The sequence below is a fragment of the Flavobacterium saliperosum genome, from assembly GCF_900100625.1.
In the GTDB taxonomy this organism is placed as follows: Bacteria; Bacteroidota; Bacteroidia; order Flavobacteriales; family Flavobacteriaceae; genus Flavobacterium; species Flavobacterium saliperosum.
This window is the reverse complement of record NZ_FMTY01000001.1, coordinates 317,503-339,385: the sequence shown is the minus strand read 5'-3', so window position 1 is coordinate 339,385 and position 21,883 is coordinate 317,503. Positions and strand designations below refer to the sequence as shown.

General features: G+C 36.3%; 22 protein-coding genes and 1 tRNA gene. 15 read left to right on the top strand and 8 right to left on the bottom strand.

What is annotated here, in order from left to right; translation table 11 throughout:
• The first annotated feature begins 35 nt into the window (after window positions 1–35).
• The 4 genes from porL to BLQ05_RS01620 all read left to right on the top strand — a co-directional run bounded on the left by porL (window position 36) and on the right by BLQ05_RS01620 (window position 4,348).
• Window positions 36–668, top strand: coding sequence for a type IX secretion system motor protein PorL/GldL (gene porL, locus BLQ05_RS01635; RefSeq protein WP_023575393.1), 633 nt, complete (start codon window positions 36–38; stop codon window positions 666–668).
• A gap of 44 nt (window positions 669–712) precedes the next feature.
• Window positions 713–2,278: a type IX secretion system motor protein PorM/GldM gene (gene porM / locus BLQ05_RS01630; RefSeq protein ID WP_035653884.1), complete on the top strand. Its 1,566-nt coding sequence runs from the start codon at window positions 713–715 to the stop codon at window positions 2,276–2,278.
• 42 nt (window positions 2,279–2,320) lie between these two features.
• The gene (gene porN / locus BLQ05_RS01625) at window positions 2,321–3,235 is read left to right on the top strand and encodes a type IX secretion system ring subunit PorN/GldN (protein ID WP_035653878.1); all 915 of its coding nucleotides are present in this window, start codon (window positions 2,321–2,323) and stop codon (window positions 3,233–3,235) included.
• 63 nt (window positions 3,236–3,298) lie between these two features.
• On the top strand, window positions 3,299–4,348 hold the full coding sequence (locus tag BLQ05_RS01620; protein WP_023575390.1) for an NAD(P)/FAD-dependent oxidoreductase: 1,050 nt from the start codon (window positions 3,299–3,301) through the stop codon (window positions 4,346–4,348).
• Here BLQ05_RS01620 and BLQ05_RS01615 read toward each other — a convergent pair whose 3' ends face one another.
• Complete coding sequence (locus BLQ05_RS01615) at window positions 4,349–4,735, bottom strand: DUF983 domain-containing protein (RefSeq protein WP_023575389.1); 387 nt, start codon at window positions 4,733–4,735, stop codon at window positions 4,349–4,351.
• A gap of 65 nt (window positions 4,736–4,800) precedes the next feature.
• Between BLQ05_RS01615 and BLQ05_RS01610 the strand changes: the two genes are divergently transcribed.
• Window positions 4,801–6,708 carry an ABC-F family ATP-binding cassette domain-containing protein gene (locus BLQ05_RS01610; protein ID WP_023575388.1) on the top strand — a complete coding sequence of 636 codons (1,908 nt, stop codon included), beginning with the start codon at window positions 4,801–4,803 and terminating at the stop codon, window positions 6,706–6,708.
• A gap of 197 nt (window positions 6,709–6,905) precedes the next feature.
• On the opposite strand, the gene BLQ05_RS01605 is transcribed toward BLQ05_RS01610, so the two are convergent.
• From BLQ05_RS01605 to BLQ05_RS01590, 4 genes are all read right to left on the bottom strand, one after another.
• On the bottom strand, window positions 6,906–8,054 hold the full coding sequence (locus BLQ05_RS01605; protein WP_023575387.1) for a GNAT family N-acetyltransferase: 1,149 nt from the start codon (window positions 8,052–8,054) through the stop codon (window positions 6,906–6,908).
• Between the two features lie 59 nt (window positions 8,055–8,113).
• The gene (locus tag BLQ05_RS01600; protein ID WP_023575386.1) at window positions 8,114–8,602 is read right to left on the bottom strand and encodes a DUF1761 domain-containing protein; all 489 of its coding nucleotides are present in this window, start codon (window positions 8,600–8,602) and stop codon (window positions 8,114–8,116) included.
• Window positions 8,603–8,719: 117 nt separating this feature from the next.
• Window positions 8,720–9,328 carry a YkgJ family cysteine cluster protein gene (locus BLQ05_RS01595; protein WP_035653875.1) on the bottom strand — a complete coding sequence of 203 codons (609 nt, stop codon included), beginning with the start codon at window positions 9,326–9,328 and terminating at the stop codon, window positions 8,720–8,722.
• Window positions 9,329–9,453: 125 nt separating this feature from the next.
• Window positions 9,454–9,906, bottom strand: a complete 453-nt coding sequence (locus BLQ05_RS01590) for a KTSC domain-containing protein (RefSeq protein ID WP_023575384.1) — start codon at window positions 9,904–9,906, stop codon at window positions 9,454–9,456.
• A gap of 732 nt (window positions 9,907–10,638) precedes the next feature.
• Here BLQ05_RS01590 and BLQ05_RS01580 point away from each other — a divergent pair.
• The 6 genes from BLQ05_RS01580 to BLQ05_RS01550 all read left to right on the top strand — a co-directional run bounded on the left by BLQ05_RS01580 (window position 10,639) and on the right by BLQ05_RS01550 (window position 14,407).
• On the top strand, window positions 10,639–10,866 hold the full coding sequence (locus tag BLQ05_RS01580; RefSeq protein WP_035653871.1) for a DUF2188 domain-containing protein: 228 nt from the start codon (window positions 10,639–10,641) through the stop codon (window positions 10,864–10,866).
• Window positions 10,835–11,545 carry a hypothetical protein gene (locus tag BLQ05_RS01575; protein WP_023575382.1) on the top strand — a complete coding sequence of 237 codons (711 nt, stop codon included), beginning with the start codon at window positions 10,835–10,837 and terminating at the stop codon, window positions 11,543–11,545. Before BLQ05_RS01580 ends, BLQ05_RS01575 begins: the two co-directional genes overlap by 32 nt.
• A gap of 98 nt (window positions 11,546–11,643) precedes the next feature.
• Window positions 11,644–11,937, top strand: coding sequence for a hypothetical protein (locus BLQ05_RS01570; protein WP_023575381.1), 294 nt, complete (start codon window positions 11,644–11,646; stop codon window positions 11,935–11,937).
• Window positions 11,938–12,096: 159 nt separating this feature from the next.
• Window positions 12,097–12,312 (top strand): hypothetical protein, encoded by a 216-nt coding sequence (locus BLQ05_RS01565; protein WP_023575380.1) that lies wholly within the window; start codon window positions 12,097–12,099, stop codon window positions 12,310–12,312.
• A 978-nt stretch (window positions 12,313–13,290) separates the two neighbouring features.
• Window positions 13,291–13,581 (top strand): helix-turn-helix domain-containing protein, encoded by a 291-nt coding sequence (locus BLQ05_RS01555; protein WP_023575378.1) that lies wholly within the window; start codon window positions 13,291–13,293, stop codon window positions 13,579–13,581.
• Window positions 13,562–14,407: a reverse transcriptase family protein gene (locus BLQ05_RS01550; protein WP_051365712.1), complete on the top strand. Its 846-nt coding sequence runs from the start codon at window positions 13,562–13,564 to the stop codon at window positions 14,405–14,407. The genes BLQ05_RS01555 and BLQ05_RS01550 overlap by 20 nt, the downstream gene beginning before the upstream one ends.
• A gap of 28 nt (window positions 14,408–14,435) precedes the next feature.
• Here BLQ05_RS01550 and BLQ05_RS01545 read toward each other — a convergent pair whose 3' ends face one another.
• A complete protein-coding gene (locus BLQ05_RS01545) occupies window positions 14,436–16,079 on the bottom strand; it encodes a hypothetical protein (RefSeq protein WP_023575377.1) in 1,644 nt (547 codons plus the stop codon).
• A 507-nt stretch (window positions 16,080–16,586) separates the two neighbouring features.
• On the bottom strand, window positions 16,587–16,832 hold the full coding sequence (locus BLQ05_RS01540) for a hypothetical protein (protein WP_035653861.1): 246 nt from the start codon (window positions 16,830–16,832) through the stop codon (window positions 16,587–16,589).
• A 653-nt stretch (window positions 16,833–17,485) separates the two neighbouring features.
• Here BLQ05_RS01540 and BLQ05_RS01530 point away from each other — a divergent pair.
• The 4 genes from BLQ05_RS01530 (at window position 17,486) to BLQ05_RS13925 (ending at window position 21,788) form a co-directional block, all read left to right on the top strand.
• Window positions 17,486–18,937: a hypothetical protein gene (locus BLQ05_RS01530; RefSeq protein ID WP_023575375.1), complete on the top strand. Its 1,452-nt coding sequence runs from the start codon at window positions 17,486–17,488 to the stop codon at window positions 18,935–18,937.
• 128 nt (window positions 18,938–19,065) lie between these two features.
• A complete protein-coding gene (locus BLQ05_RS01525) occupies window positions 19,066–19,674 on the top strand; it encodes a recombinase family protein (RefSeq protein ID WP_023575374.1) in 609 nt (202 codons plus the stop codon).
• A gap of 305 nt (window positions 19,675–19,979) precedes the next feature.
• The gene (locus tag BLQ05_RS13760) at window positions 19,980–20,129 is read left to right on the top strand and encodes a hypothetical protein (RefSeq protein ID WP_155959317.1); all 150 of its coding nucleotides are present in this window, start codon (window positions 19,980–19,982) and stop codon (window positions 20,127–20,129) included.
• Window positions 20,130–20,135: 6 nt separating this feature from the next.
• Complete coding sequence (locus tag BLQ05_RS13925; protein WP_081711839.1) at window positions 20,136–21,788, top strand: recombinase family protein; 1,653 nt, start codon at window positions 20,136–20,138, stop codon at window positions 21,786–21,788.
• On the opposite strand, the gene BLQ05_RS01515 is transcribed toward BLQ05_RS13925, so the two are convergent.
• Window positions 21,748–21,820: transfer RNA gene (locus tag BLQ05_RS01515), tRNA-Met, on the bottom strand. The two genes, BLQ05_RS13925 and BLQ05_RS01515, sit on opposite strands and share 41 nt — an antisense overlap.
• Window positions 21,821–21,883: the final 63 nt, after the last annotated feature.

Below are 21,883 nucleotides of genomic sequence, written 5' to 3'. Positions count from 1 at the left end.
TTTATATTAACTTAACTAACTAAAATTTATTTATTATGGCATTAATTCCAAAAAAAGTGATGAGTTTCGCCTACGGTATGGGGGCAGCAGTAGTAATTATCGGAGCATTGTTTAAAATCATGCACTGGCCAGGAGCGGGAACTTTCCTTATCATTGGTTTAGGAACAGAAGCTTTAATCTTCGGTTTGTCAGCTTTTGAAACTGAAACAGAATTAGATTGGTCTTTGGTTTATCCTGAATTAGCTGGTGGTGAGGCTAAAAAAAGAGATGCTAAAAAAGAAAACCCGGCTGATGCTCAAGGTTTGTTATCTCAAAAATTAGACAACATGTTGAAGGAAGCTAAAATTGACGGTGAGTTAATGGCTAGCTTAGGGAACAGTATCAAAAATTTCGAAGGTGCTGCTAAAAGTATTTCTCCTACAGTAGATGCAATTGCTTCTCAAAAGAAATATGCAGAAGAAATGGGTATGGCTGCTACACAATTGGAAACTTTAAACGGTATGTATAAAGTACAGTTGGAAAGCGCTACTCGTAACGCTGAAATCAACAAAGAAGTTGCTGAAAACAACTTGAAATTGAAAGATCAAATGCAATCATTGACTGCGAATTTATCTTCATTAAATAATGTGTACGGCGGAATGCTTTCTGCAATGAGTAACAGAGGCTAATTAGTTTCATTATTATTATTAATTTTTAAAACTAATTAGAACAAATGGCAGGAGGAAAATTAAGTCCTAGACAAAAGATGATTAACCTAATGTACTTGGTTTTCATCGCTATGTTGGCATTAAACATGTCAAAAGAAGTATTATCGGCTTTCGGTTTGATGAATGAAAAATTCGAAGGCGTTAATAAGTTCTCTGAAGAATATAACGGAAGTTTATACGGACAATTAGAGTCTAAAGCTGGAGAAAACTCTGCTCAGTTTGGAGAGCCTTTTCAAAAAGCAAAACAAGTTAAACCTGTTGTTCAGGAGTTTTACAACTATGTTGAAAACTTAAAAAAGGATATCACTAAAGACATTGAGAAAGAAGAAAATGGTAAATTACCATACGAATCAATGGACAAAGGGGATCAGATTGACGAAGCTTGGTTTAGCGGAGACGGTTATTCGGCAAAAGGAAATGAAATTATCGGAGCTTTTGATAAATTCAAAAAAGGTCTAATTGCTGTAGTTGGAAATGATGTTAAGTATAAATTTATTGTTGATGATATCAACGCTAAATTCAATACTGGTGATGTTAAAGATGGAGAAGGTATTACTAAGAAATATTTAGATTACCACTTCAAGGGGTTCCCAGCCATCGCTTCTTTAACAAAATTATCAGCTATTCAGAGTGATATTAAGAAAACAGAGCAAGATATTTATAACGCTTTAATTGGTAACACGACTGCAAAAGCAGCTTCGATGAAAAACTACAAGGCTATTGTAATTACTGAAAAATCTGCTTTCTTCGCTGGAGAGGCTGTTAAAGGTAAAGTTGTATTGGGTCGTTATGACAAATCAACAGTACCAACTGCGGTTACTATTAACGGTTCTGCCGTAAATCTTGGTACTGCTTTAGAAGACGGTCAGGTTAACTTTAGTTTCGGTTCAGGTAACGTTGGTGAGCATGATATTACTGGTAAATTCACATTCATTGAGGATGGAAAACCTGTTGATATCCCGGTTGAAGGTAACTACGTAGTAGTGCCTAGACCAAACTCGGCTAACATTTCTGCTGATAAGATGAATGTTGTATATAGAGGTTTACCTAACCCAATGACAATTTCATTTGCCGGTATTTCAGATGACAAAGTATCTGCTTCCGCTCCTGGTTTAACAAGAGCTTCTAAGCCGGGTACTTATAATCTAAACCCTGGTTCAGGAACAGAAGTAACTGTAAGTGTTACTGGTAAATTACCTGACGGTAAAGCCGTTTCCGACAAGAAAACGTTCCGTATTAAAAACATTCCTGCGCCAATTGGAGCAATCGGAGGTGAGATGGGAGTTATTAAAGGAGCTAAATCCAGATTGGAAGTGTCTCAAATTTCTGCTAAATTACCAGATTTCTTGTATGACTTGAATTTCCAAGTAACTCAGTTTACTTTTAAAGTTCCTGGTCAAGCAGCGGTAATTGTAAATGGAGACAGAGTTAATGCTCAATGTAAAGCCGCTTTAGCAAGAGCTGGACGTGGTGATCAGGTTACAATTTCTGATATTAAAACAAAAATCATTGGCGTAACTGCTAACATTATGACTGGTAAAACAGCACCGGTTGTATACGAAATTCAATAATAATTTAAGTACTTGTAACTTAGATAACTTTAATTTTAGAACATGAAATTGAGAAACTTTTTAGTAGTAATTTTTGCAGTAGCGGGAAGCTATACATCATTCGCACAGTCTAACTTGTTGAATGCAAAAACTCCTGATGAAATCGGGAAGAAGACTGCTGCGCAAATGAATGCGGATAATGACAAGCCGCTACCTTACGGATACGTTCACGATCGTGATATCCTTATGGGTAAGGCTACATGGGAAATTATTGACTTGGACGAAAGAGTGAATTTTCCTTTGTATTATCCAATTGATTCTGTAAACATTGGTAGCGACAGACGCTCTTTGTTTGATGTTCTTATAAAAGGCATTAAAACGGGAAGAATAACAGAAGTGTATACTGATGATTATTTTAATACTAAGAAGACTCTTAAGGATATGGCTTCTTCCTTCAAGTATGTGGATACTACGCAGGCTGGTCGTGACGAAATCAATACCTATTATGACGATTACATGAAAGGTAGAAAGATTTTGGATCCTCAGTACATTGACACTAGAGATTTGACTGGTATTGACATTGCAGGTTATAAAATTAAAGGTTACTGGTATTTTGATAAAAGACAAGGTGAATTGAAATACAGAATGTTGGGTATTTGCCCTGTTTCTCCGGAAGCGAGAGACATCGGAGCAGAAAATCCTGATGTAATCGAATTGTTCTGGGTGTATTTCCCTTCGATTCGTGATGTGTTACATGAAAACAAAGCTTTCAATGACAAGAATTCAGCTATGCCGCTTACCTTCGACCACTTGTTAAATGCACGTCGTTTCAGTGCCGTGATTTATAAAGAGGAGAATGTGTACGGAGATAGAAAAATTGAAGACTACATGAAAGAAAACTCTCAGATGCAGTTATTGGAATCTGAGCGTGTAAAAGAAAAAATCCGCAACTTCGAACAGGATATGTGGAACTACTAGTAAATTCTTTTTAATTATATAAAAACTCTCACCATTACGGTGAGAGTTTTTTATTTTTGTACCATGATAGACTATTTAATTGTTGGGTCCGGTATCGCCGGAATTTGTTTTGCGGAAACTGCTTTCCAAAACGGAAAGTCTTTTCTCGTTGTGGAAGATTTTTCTTCCTCCTCATCTAAAGTGGCCGGCGGATTATATAATCCGGTTATTTTAAAACGTTTCAGTCAGGTGTGGCAAGCCAGTCAGCAATTGGAATACGGCATCCCTTTTTATGCCCAAATCGAAGCGCGATTGAAAGTCATATTCGACCATAAAATCCCCGTCTATCGTAAATTCGCTTCCATTGAAGAACAGAACAATTGGTTTCAGGCAGCCGACAAACCCAATCTTTCCCCATTTCTGTCCACAAGAATTATCCAAAAGCAATACCAGTCCATTGCTTCCGATTTCGGTTTCGGTGAAGTACTGCATACGGGTTACGTGGATACGGCGGTTTTTATTAGTGCCTATGCCGATTATCTGCAATCTGAACAGCGGTTATTAAAGGAAACTTTTGATTATTCTCAAATTCAATTCCTGGAAAATGCGGTGAAATACAAAGACATTGTTGCTAAACACATCATCTTTGCGGAAGGTTTCGGATTACAACACAATCCTTATTTCAATGAATTGCCTCTGGATGGTACAAAAGGGGAATTGCTGATTATAAAAGCATCGGATTTAAATCTCGACGTGGTTCTGAAATCAAGCATATTTATCCTTCCCATAGGAAATGATTTGTTTAAAGTGGGAGCTACCTACAATTGGGAGGATAAAACCGACACGCCCACCGAGGAAGGGAAAAAGGAATTAATCGAAAACCTGAAAGAGTTAATCGATTGTGATTTTGAAATTGTGAATCATTTCGCCGGTGTGCGTCCTACCGTTAAAGATCGCCGCCCCTTAGTGGGAACGCATTCGGTGCACAAACGGTTGCATGTCTTGAACGGATTGGGCACGCGCGGCGTAATGCTCGGCCCTTCATTGGCAAAAGATCTATTCGGTCATATTGAGAAGGAAATGCCATTAGACATCCAGATCGACATCAAACGATTCGATAAAAAGAAGAAATAATTACTTTTTATTCTTCCAGTCTTTATCGTAATGCACAAAAATGTTAATCCAGATATTTCGGGACAATCGCATAATTACCGGCATAAAGAAAATCAGGGTGCCGATAATCGCGATAAAGGAAACTTTCAGGTTGGCGCCCAAAAACAAATGACTGATGATAAAAGCCGCAACGCCAAAAGCAATCCCCACGCCATAACTCACATACATCGCACCGTAAAAAAACGAAGGCTCAATTTTATAGCGGGTGCCACAATGACTGCATGTGTCGTGCATTTTAATGGTTTTCGACAAATGGTACGGGTTTTTATCCAAATACATGCTTTCTTCCTGACATTTAGGACAACTTCCTGTTAAAATGCTGTTTAGTTTGGATCCTTTTTTTAACATTTGCATAAATTTTTATGTAAAGGTACTTCATTTAAGAATTTACCTATGTAACATTTGTCACATTTATGCTTAATATACACAATTTATCGGTTTCTTTTGGTGGTACGTACTTGTTTGAAGAGGTAACATTTCGTTTGGGTGCTGGGGATAGAGTTGGTCTTGTCGGAAAGAATGGTGCCGGAAAATCGACCATGCTTAAAATTTTGTCGCGTGATTTCGCTCCGGATTCCGGAAGTATCGCCACAGAGAAAGAAGTGAAAATAGGTTTCCTGCGTCAGGATATCGATTTTGTGAAAGGCAGAACCGTTTTGGAGGAAGCCTATCAGGCTTTCGAAGAAATCAAACGCGCCGAACTGAAAATCGACGAAATCAACCATCAGTTAGCCACAAGAACCGATTATGAAAGTGCAAGCTATTCCGAATTAATTGAACAATTAAGCGACGTTACGCATCATTATGAGATTTTAGGCGGATACAATTACGTAGGTGAAACCGAAAAAATTCTTTTGGGATTGGGTTTCAAACGGGAAGAGTTCAATAATCAGACGGATACGTTTTCGGGAGGTTGGAGAATGCGTATCGAATTAGCGAAATTACTATTACAAAGTAACGACATATTACTGCTGGATGAGCCAACGAACCACTTGGATATCGAAAGTATCATCTGGCTGGAAGGTTTCCTGCGCACGTTCCCCGGCGTAGTGGTAATCGTTTCCCACGATAAGATGTTCCTGGACAATGTTACCAACAGAACCATAGAGATTTCCTTAGGAAAAGCCTACGATTTCAACAAACCGTATTCGCAATATCTGGTGTTACGTCAGGAAATCCGCGAAAAACAATTGGCAACCCAAAAGAATCAGGCCAAGAAAATCGAAGAGACTGAAAAGCTAATCGAAAAATTCCGTGCCAAAGCCTCCAAAGCGTCCATGGCGCAATCCTTAATCAAGAAACTGGATAAGGTGGAGCGTATTGAAGTCGATGAAGACGATAACTCGGTAATGAATATCTCGTTCCCGGTTTCCGTTACACCCGGAAGAGTGGTAGTGGAAGCCGAACACGTAACCAAAGCTTATGGCGATAAAACCATTTTAAAAGACATCAGCCTGTTGGTGGAACGCGGCAGCAAAATCGCTTTCGTGGGGCAGAACGGGCAAGGAAAATCGACTTTCATGAAAGCCATTGTAAACGAATTCGAATACGAGGGCAGCATTAAGTTAGGTCACAACGTGCAATTAGGGTACTTTGCCCAGAATCAGGCGGAGTATCTGGATGGCGAAATCACCTTGTTGGAAACCATGATTGAAGCCGCAACCGATTCCAACCGTTCCAAAGTGCGCGACATGTTAGGATCGTTCCTCTTCCGTGGGGATGACGTCGAGAAAAAAGTGAAAGTGCTTTCCGGAGGCGAGCGAAACCGTTTGGCGTTGTGCAAATTGCTGTTACAGCCCATAAATGTGTTGGTAATGGACGAGCCAACCAATCACTTGGATATCAAGTCTAAAAACGTCTTAAAAGCCGCTTTACAGCAATACGAAGGAACGTTGTTGCTGGTGTCTCACGACCGTGATTTCCTTCAGGGCATGTCGAACATCGTTTACGAATTCAAAGACCAGAAAATAAAAGAATATTTGGGTGATATCAATTTCTTCTTAGAACAACGCAAACTGGAAAACATGCGTGAAGTGGAAAAGAAGGATGTCGAGAAAAAAGAAACGCCAAAAGAGAATAGATCGCTTTCCTACGAAGAGCAAAAAAAGAACAAATCGCTGCAAAACCGTCTGAGTAAAATTGAAAGCCAGATTCAGCAACTGGAAAAAGACATTCAAAACGACGACAAAGCGTTGGCATCGAATTACGACAAACACATCGAAGACGCGAAGTTTTTTGCGGCCTACGAAAAGAAAAAAAATGAGTTGGATCTGTTGTTGGAAGATTGGGAAAAAGTACAGGGCGAAATTGATGCTTTGTAAATAGTTTAGAAGCAAAAGGTCCCGATAGCTATCGGGAAGCTCTATCTTTTTTTGCCATTTGTGAAAGCAAAAAAAGGATACCGCTCCCATCGGGGCTAGTCAATCACTTTAGGCATTCTTTGAAGGTTTTTATCTGCAAACTAAGGAACTACCATCTGAAGTCTGCTATCTGAAATCTGCTGTCTGAACACTGCCGACTACTTAAAAGGATTCCGTTCCTGCCAAACCGTTTCCGGTTCCAGTGATTTGAAAATTTTTCCGATAAATCTATTGATTAGCGGATTGGAGTGTTGCATGAAGCCTACCATCTCAAAAGGCTTAGCGCCCACGGAACTCTTGATTTCCAAAGCCGTTCGGGCAAAAATAATTTCCTTGTATTGCTTTTTGATTGAATACTTAATCATATCATACAACATGTTCAGATACACCATCATTTCGCGTTGGTGCTCGTCGTCATAGCCCAGAAAGTAGGTGTCAATCGTGTCACCGTTTTTTATCAGTGTGTTGAATCCAATCAGTTTGTTGTCTAAAAAGTAACCGTAAAAAAGGAAATTATGTCCCAATTGGTTTTTGAGTTCGTAAAAATGGTTTTCCGCTAAAAAGAACGTATTGAACGGCGCATTTTTAGCAACATTATTGTACAAGTCGTTAATGGTTGCATTGTGTTTTTCGATGTCACTCAAAGTCATTTTTCGCTTTTCAATACCGTCCAGTTTTTTATGGGCCCGTTTGTATTGATCGCGGTATTTTTTACTCAGCGCACTTACATAATCGTCTTCGTTTTTCCAGTTTTCGGAAATCGGAAAAATCATGTTGGGTTGTGTGGAAAATTGGTAAAACGATTGGAATTCCGGAGCATCCAAAATAACCTGGTCCCCTGTAAAAAAATCTTTAAACGTGGTAAGGTGTACTTTTTTGCCTTGTTTTCGAAAAACCGATTGCAGTTCTTTAGTAGCCTTATGCAATACTGAAATCCCTTCTTTAATATCCAAGGCATCCGAAAACACAAACGCATTCTGGCCCGTTAGCATATTGTTGCCAATGAACAAAACATGCGAAGTAAAATTGCGGAACACAAAATTCCGGACTGAAGTCTTGAAACAGTTATCGCGTTCTCCAAACGAACCCAGTTTGTTTAAATCGAGAAATTGGGAAAGTGCTATGCCTACCAGTTTTTCGTTGTCAAACAATCCGATGTAGTGACAGGTCATGTTTTTCGGACGGGAAGTGTCCAGAACTTTCAGGTAATCTGTGGAAAGAAAAATGTTTTCAACGGCAAAGACATTCCAGGTATCCGGAAGTTCTGTGACTGAAGAATAAATTTTATAGTGGTAATGGTCTCTCACAAAGAAAAAAATCGCTCCACAAATGTAGAGCGATTGTAGTATAATAAAATGTTAATTTTTTAAATCCATCGGCAAATGATAGCTCCCATAATGGTCATTGAGACTACCCAATAACCGGCATTAATCAACAGGTATTTCCACGATTTCTGTTCAAACAAACCATTAATGCATGTGATTGGTAATGCTATGAAAATGGCAGACGTGAATCCGTGAAGCGCTCCGTGTTGGTAAGTACGGAAAGTGTCTCCGTAATCGGCCATAAATGCAGCATAAGAAGGAAGGGCCTTGTCAACAAATTCAGGACCGCCAATCATGCCTAAAGCGCCCATTTGATGTACCGTAAGTGCCGGCATTATAAAGGCCAGCATAAAGGAATAGAAAATGGTTAATCCGAAAATTTTGAGCATGTTACCCTGTTTGGCTTTTTCTTCGGTCATTCCGGATTCGTTCATCCAGATGGTACCGAAAACTTTAGGATTGTACCATACAAATCCAACAAGTAATGTAACCAGAGCGGCTCCCAATACTGCTAAAAAATTAAATTCCATAAATAGTCTGTTTTTTGGTTTACTCAAATTTAACAAAAATAAACGGAACAAAAAAAGCATTGTTTTCCAATGGGAGAGTATAGAAAAAAGGATTCGTTGTTTTAAAAGGATATGCCGTTAGGCGCAGTTGTCAAAACCGCTTGGCATCGGTCGGTAGGCGTAGTACTGTAATACTTCTTCAATAGCTAATTGCATCGCCTTGTTGATGGGTACGATAACGTTTCCTAATTTGAAATCAATTTGCGAAAGGTTCATGTAGTAATCGGTGAAAACCGGAACATAAAGTCCGTTATTGATGGCGTTGGTGGAACTGTCGTAATTCCCTTTCTGTTCTTCCTTGATGATTTTGCAGGTGGCTAAACGAAGCTGACCGTATTTGTCGCTGCTGGCGCCAAAACCAAAAAGACGGCAGATTAAAGCGCGGTATGGGTAACTGCTGCAATTGCCTTTGTCAGGATCTAAAACCGAAAGCGGCTTGTAGTTGTAACAGATGGCAGTTTCAAGGCTATTTATTTCATTCAGCACCTCTTCGGCTTTTCCGTTTAAGAAAAGGTGAAAAGCATAGGGGAGGAATTCCAAGGGAGAAGCTTCGATGGTAGGATTGTTGCAGCATTTTCCGCAACCCGCATTGCAACCCAATTTGGTTTGAGACCGGAATTCGGTAATTTCAATTTCCAGTTTGTCAAACAACTGTTCAACCAATTTTACCCTGCTTTCTATCGACATCGTCATTTTTTTTCGAAGGTAGTGTAATTACTATTTGGTTGTTAGAATGTGATGGAAATAAAATGGAAAACATAAAAAAAACCACCAACTTTCGTTGATGGTTCTGATTTTGTATGCGAATGTGCTTATTCTGCAGCTACTAATTTGCTGGCGCTTCTATAGGTGAATTCGTTGAAGATATGACGTTTTGCAAAACGGTTTGGTGATTCGGCATTGATCATTTTGATATACGTGTTCTTTGGAACTCCGAAATACTCAAATTGATTCCCGTCTAAAAAGCTGATATACAAAACACCATTATCCATGTAAAACTCCAAAATATTGGAAGTGGTGGTGGTTCTGATGTATTCGTCTTTGTCTTTTTCTTGAGTTTCCGGCGCGATACTCACTAAAAAATGATAGGCTTCAATAATTAATTTGCTTCTTTCCTCAGCGGCTAAACGTTCAACGGGGTCAGCAATAGTGTCCGGATGATCTTCCTTCATGCTGTTTCTGTAAATCGTTTTCAGTTCTTTTAATGTTGCTGTTTTAGTAACATCAAGCAATTTTCGGTATTCTGCAATTTTTTTTGTGTTCATAAAATGTAAAATAAAAAAAGCAATTCTTTTACGAATGACTTTGATTAGCAATAAGATAGCCCTGAAATCAAAGGAAATCTCTAATTATTGTTTTTTCAAAAAAAAAGAGAACCAAATGATTCTCTTCTTAGTAGCGGGTAATTTTGAAAAATCGAACCAATTTCTGGTTGATTATTATAAAATAGTTGATTACGCAGATTTGCAAGCAATTATTTTATAATTCAAAAAGCCGACACTAAGTGTGTTAAACCATATTTTAGGATAGTCCTCAAATTTGGCGCAAATGTAGTTGTTTAAAGTCAAAGAGAAAAGTTTTAAAAGTATTTGTTTTGCAATCAATATTTTAAGTGTGATGAACTTAATAGATTTTATGTTAAGGCTGGTTAAGTGAGTAAAACAAACTTTTGAAAGGTTAGGTTTGTTTATAGGTGGTTTTCAAGTGTTGTATGAGAACTGACAAAAGATTGTTTTGTAGCCATGTAATTTTGTCAGTGGCAGAAATAAAAATAGAAAATGCCACCTTTTGGCAGCATAAAATATAAAATGTGTCAGTATTTAAAATTGGTATAATTTTTGTAATACTAACCCGATTAATCTTTTCCCAAGATTATGAAAAAAATTGAACTTGGGATAGTGTACTTCTTGTTTTAGACACCGCAAAAGTACATTTTCTTTTTAAAGTTACAACTTTTTTCAAAAAAAAGATGTTTAATTTTAAAATTTTAGAGACACATGGGGAAAAATGTACATGTTGTTAAGTCGAAAGACGGTGACGGATGGTCCGTCAAAACAGAGAATAGCCAGAAATCGTACAGAGATGTCGATACGCAGAGAGAGGCTATCGAAATTGGTAAAACTGTTGCCAAAAACAATGGTTCAGAACTTCTAATCCACGGTACTGATGGTAAGATTAGGGAAAAGAACAGTTATGGTAACGATAATCATCCACCTAAAGGCTAGCATTATGAGGGGATGTAGTATTTCATTAAACCAGCTGGCAGATTTTTCTCAAGGCTCAGATGCCAAAAAGAGAAATATCATTAAACAACAAAAAACTCCAAATTCCTTTAAGATTGCATTTTACCAAATGCCTAGAGCTAGGTTCAAAAAAGCAATCGCAAATAAAGGAGATATTCAGCCTATATTGGACGGTATGGAGGAATTGAAACGCAAAACATTAACAAAAAAGAGGCAGGTTAGTGACAGGATGGTCTCTTTGGAAGCAATGCAGCGATTTTGCGGTTTACAAATTCCAAATCTACTGAAAGAGTATGAATATAGTGTTCTGAAAAAAGTTGAATCCAAATCAATATTTGTAAACGGTGTGGAGGTAATTGTGTCGCCAGACCTAATTATTGAGATTGTGATTGACAACGTAAAATACTTAGGTGCAGTTAAAATACATATTTCTAAAGGGAATACGTTTGACAGAAGGCAACAAGTGTATATCGCTTGTGCCTTAAACAAGTACTTGGAAACAGAAGTTGCTAAAAACGGGGAAATTGTTTTGCCAGAACTGTGTATTTCAATTGATGTTTTTGGAGATGGAATTGTAGCTTCTCCGCAGAATATTTCAAATAGAATGAAAGATATTGAGGTTATCTGTGAAGAAGTGAAACAAATGTGGGATGCCGCATAAAAAAAACTTGGGAAAAAGATTAATCGTTAATTAGCCGAGTCAATAAAGACTCGGCTTTATTTAAAAAATGTTTAACCACTAAAATGTATATCTAAATTATGGATAGGAATAGGTATGAAGGAGAAGAGTTTAATGAGTTTGTAAAAGAATTAATCGAATATAAAAGACTAAATGATTCCAAAGAAGAAGGAATCGCGAAGCTGGTTGTTGATAAAGGGTTTGAAAGTTTGACTGAAAAGCAAAAATTTGTTTTTGAAAAATCGATTAGCCACTATGTTTACGATGAATGTAAGCGAGGCGGTTGTGAAATACCGTGGAGTGAAATGTCAGCGGCTGAAGTTAACGGAAATGTATGTGGCTGGTGTCAACAATTAGGAAGAGACGACAATTAATAAAATTAAAACGAAAATTATGGCACTTAAACGAGGACCAAAAAGGATAGCTAAATCAACAGGAAAGCCTGACCAACGTCAACGTGATAACAAAGACACGCCAGGAAATACACCTTTATTGAAACCACCCAAAAAGAAATAATTTTTTAAGAAATAAATATGCTGAAAAATAATTTGGAAGAGCAATTTAATGATATGCTCCCTTATGTAAAAGATAATTCTAAAGCTGTAATCGATTCGATACTTAAACAAGCAGAAGAAATTGATAATCAAAGCCCGTTCGATGTTGCAAAAGCACAGAAAGTTTTGGTACAGGCTGGGAAAGTTCTTTCGTTAGATAGAAAAATGAAAAAGCTTTTCAAAAAACGACCTTAAATAATTGCCTAGCCAAAAAGCTCCCAATGGGAGCTTGGTTAGGGCACAAAATGTAAATAGAAATTTATTCACAGATTCGGTTTGTGCTTCGTGAGGTAAACCAACACAATGCACATCATAAATCAAAGATGAGCTTAATAACGGTTCGTGCTTTTTTGTTTGCGCCTATCAATACTTTTTTCTGGGTCTGCAAAATAAAATAAAAATATTTTGCGTATTTTTATTAACTGATAGTAATATTTTTTATATATTTGCATCATAGTTCTTTGAAAATGTTTTGAAAGTTAATCGCTAAATGGAGATTTTAAATTTTTGTTTAGTAATAAACAACCCTTAATTGGGGTTTCAGGCACAATTCGCTCTCGAACCCGATGGACTAACTGATGTAGCGGTAACTCCGCCACAGCTTGAAAATCCACGTACGGGAAAGAGAATACCGATTTGACTAACTGGTGTAGCACTAACGCCACAGCATCAGAACCTTTTGATATGATTGTAAGTGAAAATTACACCCAAGTCAAAGATGAATAAGTCAGATATTGAATTGTTTAATGAAAGCTTCTATTTTAAAAGAAGCAGGGATTTTAAAGCGGTGCATAGAGAACATTGTCTACGCATTTAGTGATTAACAGTTGTTAAAAGAAGCAGGTAGCAACTAAGCTATCACTAAAACTTTTTTTATTATGTCTAGAAAAATCAGACTTCAAAACATCGATGGTTTACTGAACGTATTAGTAACTATCGCAACGAACCAGTGTTCTCTATCGGAGAATGACGTTAATTTATTAAATGATGCAATAGCAAAGTTGAATAGATTAAGGACTAAAAAAGGGTTAACCGATAAGCATTTCAAATCTGAAGTGTCAGATATCGTTGACCTCATTAATAGGTTTTTAATTTAATGCTATGAGTCATGAGAGGAGTATTACGTTATTCAATTACCCCGACACCCTTTAAATTTTTCCAAATGAATTAATCATGAATTTAGGTACTGTAATAAAAGATATCAGAAAACAAAAAGGGCACACTCAAACAGAGTTTGCCTCTCTTTGTGGTATTACACAAACTTATTTATCCCAAATTGAAAACAATAGTAAAGAGCCAAACTTATCGACTTTAAAAGAAATAAGTTCTTGTCTTGATATTCCGTTACCAATTTTATTTTTTTTATCGTTAAATGAAGACGATATTTCACCTGAAAAAAGAAAAGCATTTGAGATTATCAATCCATCAGTAAAGTCTCTTGTGAATGAATTTTTTAGAGTGTAGGGGTAAATTGTTTTTACCTTCAATTATTGGGGAATCAAAAAAAGAGCTTGATAAAATTATTGGGGATATTGATAGCCATTATAATGAATGGATTGAAACAAAAACTGATAAAAAGACTGGGCAGCCTAAAACTTATTTGGACGGAACGATTAAGCAACGAGTTATTAGACCCTCTAAGCCTCAATTAAAGCGAATTCAAAAAAAAATTAAAGATAGAATCCTTTCAGGAATTGAATTACCTAAAAATGTTCATGGTGGAGTAAAAGGTAAAAGCAATATTACAAATGCAAAACCGCATCAAGGAAAAAAATACGTTTTTGTAACTGATTTAAAAGACTTCTATCCGTCAATTACCTCAAAAAAGGTTTATGAAACATTTCTTAAGTTTGGATTTAATACACAATTTGCTTTTTACGCTACTAGGTTAACTACTTGGAAAGGAGAATTACCTCAAGGTACACCAACAAGCACTCATATATCAAATTTGGTTTTTTTGGATACAGATTATAAATTAATTGAAATCTGTAAAGCTAATGACATAACCTATACTAGGTATATTGATGATTTGACTTTTTCTTCCCAAAAAGATTTTCAACACCTCATCCCGATATTTTTAGAAACTGTGCAAAAAGATGGCTTAAAAATCAGTTTTAGAAAGACCGATTACGCGAGCAATCAAAACATCACTGGGATTAATGTTTTTCTTAATAAGATTGACGGTACTGATAAGATTATAGCTAGGGCAAAAGAGGAAGAAAATTCCGAAGCGAAAGTAAAGCCAATTCTTAATTATCTGAATAACATAAGGAAAACCAATAACAAATAACCTCTGACGATTGTCAGAGGTTTCTGTTCTATTTAAAAATATTTATTTTCCCAAATACACCATCAATATTGGTTTCAACCACACATCCCGATTTATGTTCGTCTGGGATTTCATCGACAAAAGTGTAATGCTTTGATAATACTTTATAATGAATATCCAAGCTGGATTCCGTTATATGGCTACCGTATTTTATCCTAAATCGTTTAAAATATTCCTCGATTGTGAGTCGCTTAAGATAAATAATATCAGTAATCGTTTCCTCATTATCAGCTTTGGTAACCCTATCCTCAATAGCGCTGACAACTTCGATTTCTGCGCTGGTCTCATCCTTAACCTTAACGGTTGTTTTAACTCCATGCTCCAGTATAATTCGATTCATGGTTTCGATTACTACGGGTTTGTCCTTTTCTTCACAAAGCAATGCATCATAAACGTACAGGACGAAAATACCAATCGAATTCAGATGTTTTATAACATCAGTCATAATTGCAACCTCAACGGCAAACATTCTCTTGGATGTGATTTTATAGCCATGTTCTTTTTTATCGTGGTACATTCCATAAAGCATTTCCGCCCCGAGTGTGTTGTAATGATTATATAATCGAGTGTTCTTCATATGTTCCAATTTCATATTGAAAAAACTCAAATGCGCCAGCTTTACATCCTTCACGTCCATATGTGACATCTCGGCCACGTACTCATGAGTAAGAAATTTTTGGCGACCTCCATATAATGTCATAGCAATATTCGGGTGTAATGTGCAGTAATCACATTCAGATAGCTTTTTACCGCTTATCGTAATTTCATTACGAATCCATGCAGGCATCAGGGTAAAACTATCAACGATTCGCCCACCACTACGTTCATCACCAATCGTTGGAATCATGTATCCTCTTTTGGTTAAAAACTCAAATAGCTCGATGTTATCCTCAACGAAACTTCTGTTTTGATAATCTTTCCAATAGCTGTTGTCGTGTTTGTTGCGCATCGTGAGACGCTTACCTTTTTTGGTGGTATAGCCTTTCTTTACCAGTTGCTTGCCAATGGCTAACAATTCTTTAGACGTTGGCAAGTCAATATCTGGGTAAACATCAAACAGATTGGCACATATAGGATTTTTATTGGCTTCTTTTAACTGCTTTAGGTAGCTTTTATTCCTACGTCTGATAATTTCCTCGTCTTGGATAAGATATTCCTTTAGTTTGGCTTTTAAATAGGTTTCTGTAAGCCTATACTGCTTGGACTTTTCTCCGACAATATAGGTCTCTTCTCCGTCACCATTGGTCATTACTTCGATAAATGCTCCCGTCTTTGTTCCAGTTTTAAGAACATCCAGTATTTTGGTATAGACGAACGTATTGTCATTGGATTTGGTTTGTTCATGTAACACGGCTGAACTTAACGGTTTCCATTTGTTTTCAGTGTAATAAGTACTGGCAAAGTTAGACAGCACCAATAAACATTTCTCCACGGCAATGTTAGTGTCGGGGTCAATTTCTTTTAAAAGTGCTTTAGAAACGTAATTTTTTAGGTTGTATTCCGCTTTTTTGGGAATCAGGATTGAATTTACATTCGGAAAAAGTTGGGCTAGTTCAGCTAACTTATAATCATTTTGGAGCAAGTCAAAGTCTCCAGTATCGCCCGTAAAAGCGATGTATTCATTTTCAAACATTCGTATTCTTCTATTCTCTCGTCAACATTCTGACGTTATACCTTCCGTTATTTTACTTGGTAGAAGAAGCTGACGGGCGCTACCCATCAGCAACCAAGATTTTGTAAGAGTTGATTTCTCGTTATATTGTTTAATTTATGCAAAGATACGATTCTTTAAAGCCTATTGCAAGTAAATATTAAGCTATATTCAATAAATATTTAATTTTAATAAATTATGTTTACTATATTAACAAAATTTAACATTAATAGCGCAATCTGCGCATAGTGTATTTTGTAGTAATCTTTGTTATTGCCTTATTTTACTGGTGTTTACAACTATTTGTATTACTATATTCTAAGTAACATATATGAGAGTAAGTGTTGAAGATATAGAAAGTAGATATAAGTAGATTATAATAATACAAATTAGTAAATTATTATAAAATACTGAATTACAAATAATTATATTGATTCAAATAATCCATATTGCTCCTCAGCTCAAATATTCGCAAAATCTGCGCTACGATTATCGTAATGATTTGAAAATAAATTTTAGGATTCCTAAGATTGCGATAACCAAACCGAAAATGATTTGGATGATAGCGCCAATTAATGGAAAAACTGCGCTATTGGATGCTGAATTGTTGTATTGGGTTCGCTTGTGGTTTTCAATTCCAGTCATAAACTTGGAAGCTACCAAGTCATAATGTAGGTTTGTAAGGCTGGAGTTATCAACTGGGAAGAAATTCTGAAAGTCGGCTTTATTGCTCATATCTATTGGCTTTTACTGACACAAAAATACTAAAAACCAGGATTTTATACAAGTGTTTGGCGCAAAAACCTGGTGTTAATGCCGCTACCAATGTATGAAATCGTTGGTGTATTCACACCTCATGGCTCAACGACCCAATCTGACCCCTGCCTCCCTGTGCTGGAGACCGCAACAGCCCTCCTTCCTGTAAACATAAGGGATTCAAAGCTTTTGAGATTATGGTCAGCGATTACCCACCTTCCGATAGTAGCTGAATTGTATAGCGCAAATATTTACAATCAGAGTGCTAAAAATTTCTTGGGTTGAAAATCGCTAAAAATTTTTTGGGATTTTTTTGTGGTGGATTTTCAGGGTTGCATCTATTTATAGGTAAATAAACGATATGAAATTAAAAATCACAATCAGCCAGCTCCGTGAGGTATTAAAGACTGAAGCTCCAAAGTTTCCAGTTGAAATAATGATGAATAGTGTTGACCAATCAGAACTGCTCAAAATCGGAAATCTCCTTAGAAAGATGGATTAAGCCATTTTGAATTATTTGAAAGCATAATATAGGTAAAGTTTTATGATAGTGGTGAAGTTGTGGATAATTAAATTCAAAATTATCTCATATCCAGTCAATTAAATTTTAAATTTGCTCGAAAGCGAAAGTAATGATTCGAGTATATTTAGATTGGAATGTGTTCAGCAGACTGGAGCATAATGATGAGGTCTGTAAAAGGCTTACTGAGATATTGGCAGATGAATCAAAATATATCTTGCCTTATTCTCCCGCACATCTTAAAGACTTATATCGAAGCTATAAGAAAGTAGGCATGGAAGGAATTGAAGGACATCTCGAGAAAATTCAAAAATATTCCAAGTCGCTATTCATTGTCTATACAATCAAGCACGTTTTGGAATTTCAATTTCTGGATTCAAAGGAATCAATGAGACAACATGTCGAAGCGTATGATGAGCACGAAGATTTTGATTATAATGTTGATAAAATGATGGAAGTATTAGAGCCGTTTTCATCGATGTTAGATTCCTTGTTCAAAATTCAATTGCCAAATTTCACTGCGAAGCAAACAGATGAAGAAGAAGTTAATAAGCAAATTGCAAATACAAGAAGCTCGGAACTTGTGAAACGTCTTATGGGGACTGAAGAAACAATTTCCATGAAAGACATGATGCAGAATCTTATGACAATGTCAAGCACACTCTACGAAGATGATAGCTATTCACAATGGCGTGAGGGATTTCAACAAGACATAAAGGTTAGTGGCAGAATCAAAGATAAGAGATTCAATCCTATGGACACACTGGATGAAAATGCACAAAAATTACAGAAAAAGGACTTTATGGAACTTTTTGAAAGTATGCTTATAGGAGAAGATAAAAAGAGTTTCTTTAATAAAATAATTGCGCTTGTCAGACAATTGGACTTTCATGGATTTTATCCTGACAAGATTGAAAAAGGTCACCATTTAGACAATGTTGAGACAGACTATGAACATATCGCCTATGCTACAAGTTGTGATATTTTTATTGTGCATGATAATAATACTAGGGCAAAAGCTAAATTAGCCTTTGAGCTTTTAAAATTGAATGTCCGAGTAGTTTCTCCAAAAGAATATGTGGAGTTTGTTGAGAAAAATTTAGCAGAAATTGAAGATGGTCAGCATTTGATTGATTATCTATTTTGGATTCCAACCACAGAGCCTACTTTGGTAATCAATAGTAGGAGTGCGCATTATATTCCGTCATTTGTTTTGAATTACTTTAACTTAGCATCCTATCCAATCGATAACCCAAAATCGATAATCTTACAAAAGATGGATACTACGAACCGTGTCGGAATCTTTGTGAAAGAAATTGAAGCTATTAAAGAAAAACTCATTTCGTTTTATGGAGCGCAACTTAAGGAATTTGGCAATCTCGGAGAAGACGCATACCTCATCGCTTGGCTAACAACCGAACTGGTCTTAATCAAACTTCAACTTTCTGCGGGTAATTTAACCCTCGAAGTGTCTCAGTGCAAGAAAATGACTCGCTATGGAAAATTCATTACAAGTGGAAAATCTATAATTGGGAAAGTATCTAAAAAAATTAGATTTAGATGAAATTGTATAATATTAGACCATGCTTGAAAATAGCACGCTTATTTTGGCTAATAGCCTGGTTTTTAAGTGTATAATTTTGCCAGTCTAAAAATATACACTACATTTGTCGTGTAATCAAAATATAAGCCATGACAAAAGTAAAATACGTTAGAGTTTCAACAACAGAACAAAATACAGGTCGTCAAGAAACAAACTCCAAAGAATTTTCAAAAGTTTACATTGATAAGGTATCGGGTTCTGTTAAGTTTTCGGAACGAAAAGAAGCAAGTAAACTGATTTTAGATATTGAAAGCGGGATTATTAGCGAGATACACATAAATTCCATAGATAGGTTAGGGAGGTCAATTATTGATATTTTGACGATGATTGAGTTTTTCAATGAAAAGTCAGTAAAGGTTTTTGTTGAAAATATTGGAATGTTCTCGTTGATTGATAATAAGCCAAACCCAAGTTTTAAAATGATTGTATCAGTACTTGGAAACGTTGCAGAGATGGAACGTAACAATATGCTTGAGCGACAAAAGCAGGGAATTGAATTGGCAAAAGCAAAAGGAATTTATAAAGGTCGTTTATACGGAACTCGAATGAATGACGATGAGGTTCTGATTAAGTATAAAGCAGTAGTGAAGGAACTCAAAAACGGTGAATCACTCAGAAGAGCGGCTAAAATTGGGGGCTGTAGTTTAGGGACTGCTCAGAAAATACAAAGAATATTACAGGAAAAAGAAGCGGCTTAAAAACTGCTTCTTTTCTTTTTTTGCTGATAGTCAACATTTTGTGAAAGTAAAAACTTGCAACCAGTTTCTTTAATTAGTATCTTTGCTCATATAGGATTCGTTACGGGATGTAATAATCATTTTTTACTTCGACTGAAGTAATTTCTTTCAAGGGGAAAGGTACTCCTCACAAATCAAAATCACATAATAAAAAAATACCGAGTAAACCTGGGCTGGAATTTCTATGCCTAAATTCTAGGTATTGATTTTTGTGACGAGAATCATCTCCCGTATTGAAAAAATGAGAAAGTGCGGATTGTCTAGTAGTGAAAGAAGAATTAGATGAGGAGAAATTAAAGTTAACATTTGAGGAGTTAAGAAAATTTGAAGGGTTTGAAAATATTTCAGATTCAGAATGTGAAGAGATAATTGAAAGCTTGTTAAAGCTAGCAATGGTAGTGTATAATTTAAAATAAAAAAATATGGGTTTAGATAAATTTAAAAAATTTCAAAAAGAAAAATTAAAAGAAGAGGTTGCTGTTAAAGAAATATGGGGATATACCAGAGTGAGTTCTAAGTTGCAATTAGCAAACAACAGCCTTGAAGAGCAAAACAATGAAATTGTGAATTTTGCTAATAAAAATGGATATGCATTGAAAAACATGCTTGGTGGAACTTACGAGAGTGCTTCTGGAGACTTTACGAGAAAAGAGTTTACCAAATTATTGGATGAAGTTAAAAGTGCAAAACGCAAACCATTTGCTATTGCGATAAAATTTATCAGCAGATTTTCAAGAACAGGAGGGAATGCCATTTCTATTGTTAATGAGTTGGTGGATAAAGTGGGAGTACATTTGATAGAGACTTCTTCTGGACTTTGTACAGATGACGAGTACAGCAAATTAGAAATTTATAACAAGCTTTTGGATGCTCGAAGGGAAAATATGGACAGGCTGGAAAAAACGCTTCCAGGCATGCGGGCTTTGCTTAGAGCTGGGAATTGGCTGGGTAAAGCTCCAAGAGGATACACTATGAGAGGTAAAAAGGTGGTAGATTATACTTTGGTTCAAGAATCACAAGAAATAACAATTAACGAAGAAGGTGAGATTTTAAAGCAAGCTTGGAAATGGAAGTTGATGGGCGAACGTGATTATGTGATTAAGCAGAAGTTAGAGCTTCAAGGTGTGATAATTACAAAACAGGCTCTAAGTGCCATGTGGAGAAACCCATTTTATTGTGGAATTCTTGTCAACTCTTTAATCGAAGAACCAGTGAACGGAAAATGGAAGGCAATGGTGAGTCAAGAGGATTTTTTGCTAATTGATAAAATGTTGTCAAGTAACAAAAAAAGCACTGTGAAAGAATACTCAAAAACAAAGGTTAGTGAGTTTAGACCTTTGACTGGTTTCTTGAAATGTGAGTGTGGTTGTTTACTCACCAGTTATGAAGTTGAGAAAAAGGCATTGCATTATTATAAGTGTCAGAAATGCAAAAATGCCAGTTATAATGCTTTTACTACAAAGAAGTCAATAAAAGAAGGTTTGAATAATTCTTTTGAGGCTTTGTTATCAAAATATACACTTGACGGTTCATTTATCGAACCATTTAAATTGCAGTTGGATAAGCTGTTTGATACCATGAACATTGATGCTAAGGGAGAAATGAGATTTTTGACGAATAAAAAAAATGAGGTTGAGAAAAAAATCGAAAATTTGGATAAACGCTACTTTGAGAATCCTAATTTCGATGATGTGAAATATAACAAGTATATGTTGCAATTTGAAGCGGAATTAAGGGATGTTGAGGCAAAATTGGAGTTGGCTTCTCAAAGGATATCTAACCACAAAAAACATGTAGATAAAGTGGTGGATATGGTTGAAAATATCAGTGATTGCTGGAGAAGAGGAGATGTTGAGAATAAAATAAGAATTCAAAATTTGGTATTTCCAGAAGGTTTGTCAATTAGGTCGGTTGACAGGCAATATCTAACCAAAAAAGTGAACGGTATTTTTGAGCTAATCTCAGTGATTTCAAGGGGTAAGGAAGGTTCTGAAAATGAAAAAACCCATCAAAATGTTGATGGGTCTTTCTTAGTAGCGGGAACAGGACTCGAACCTGTGACCTTCGGGTTATGAGCCCGACGAGCTGCCTACTGCTCTATCCCGCGATGTACGGTTGTAATTTCAATAAATTCTAGTAGCGGGAACAGGACTCGAACCTTGTCCGCCGT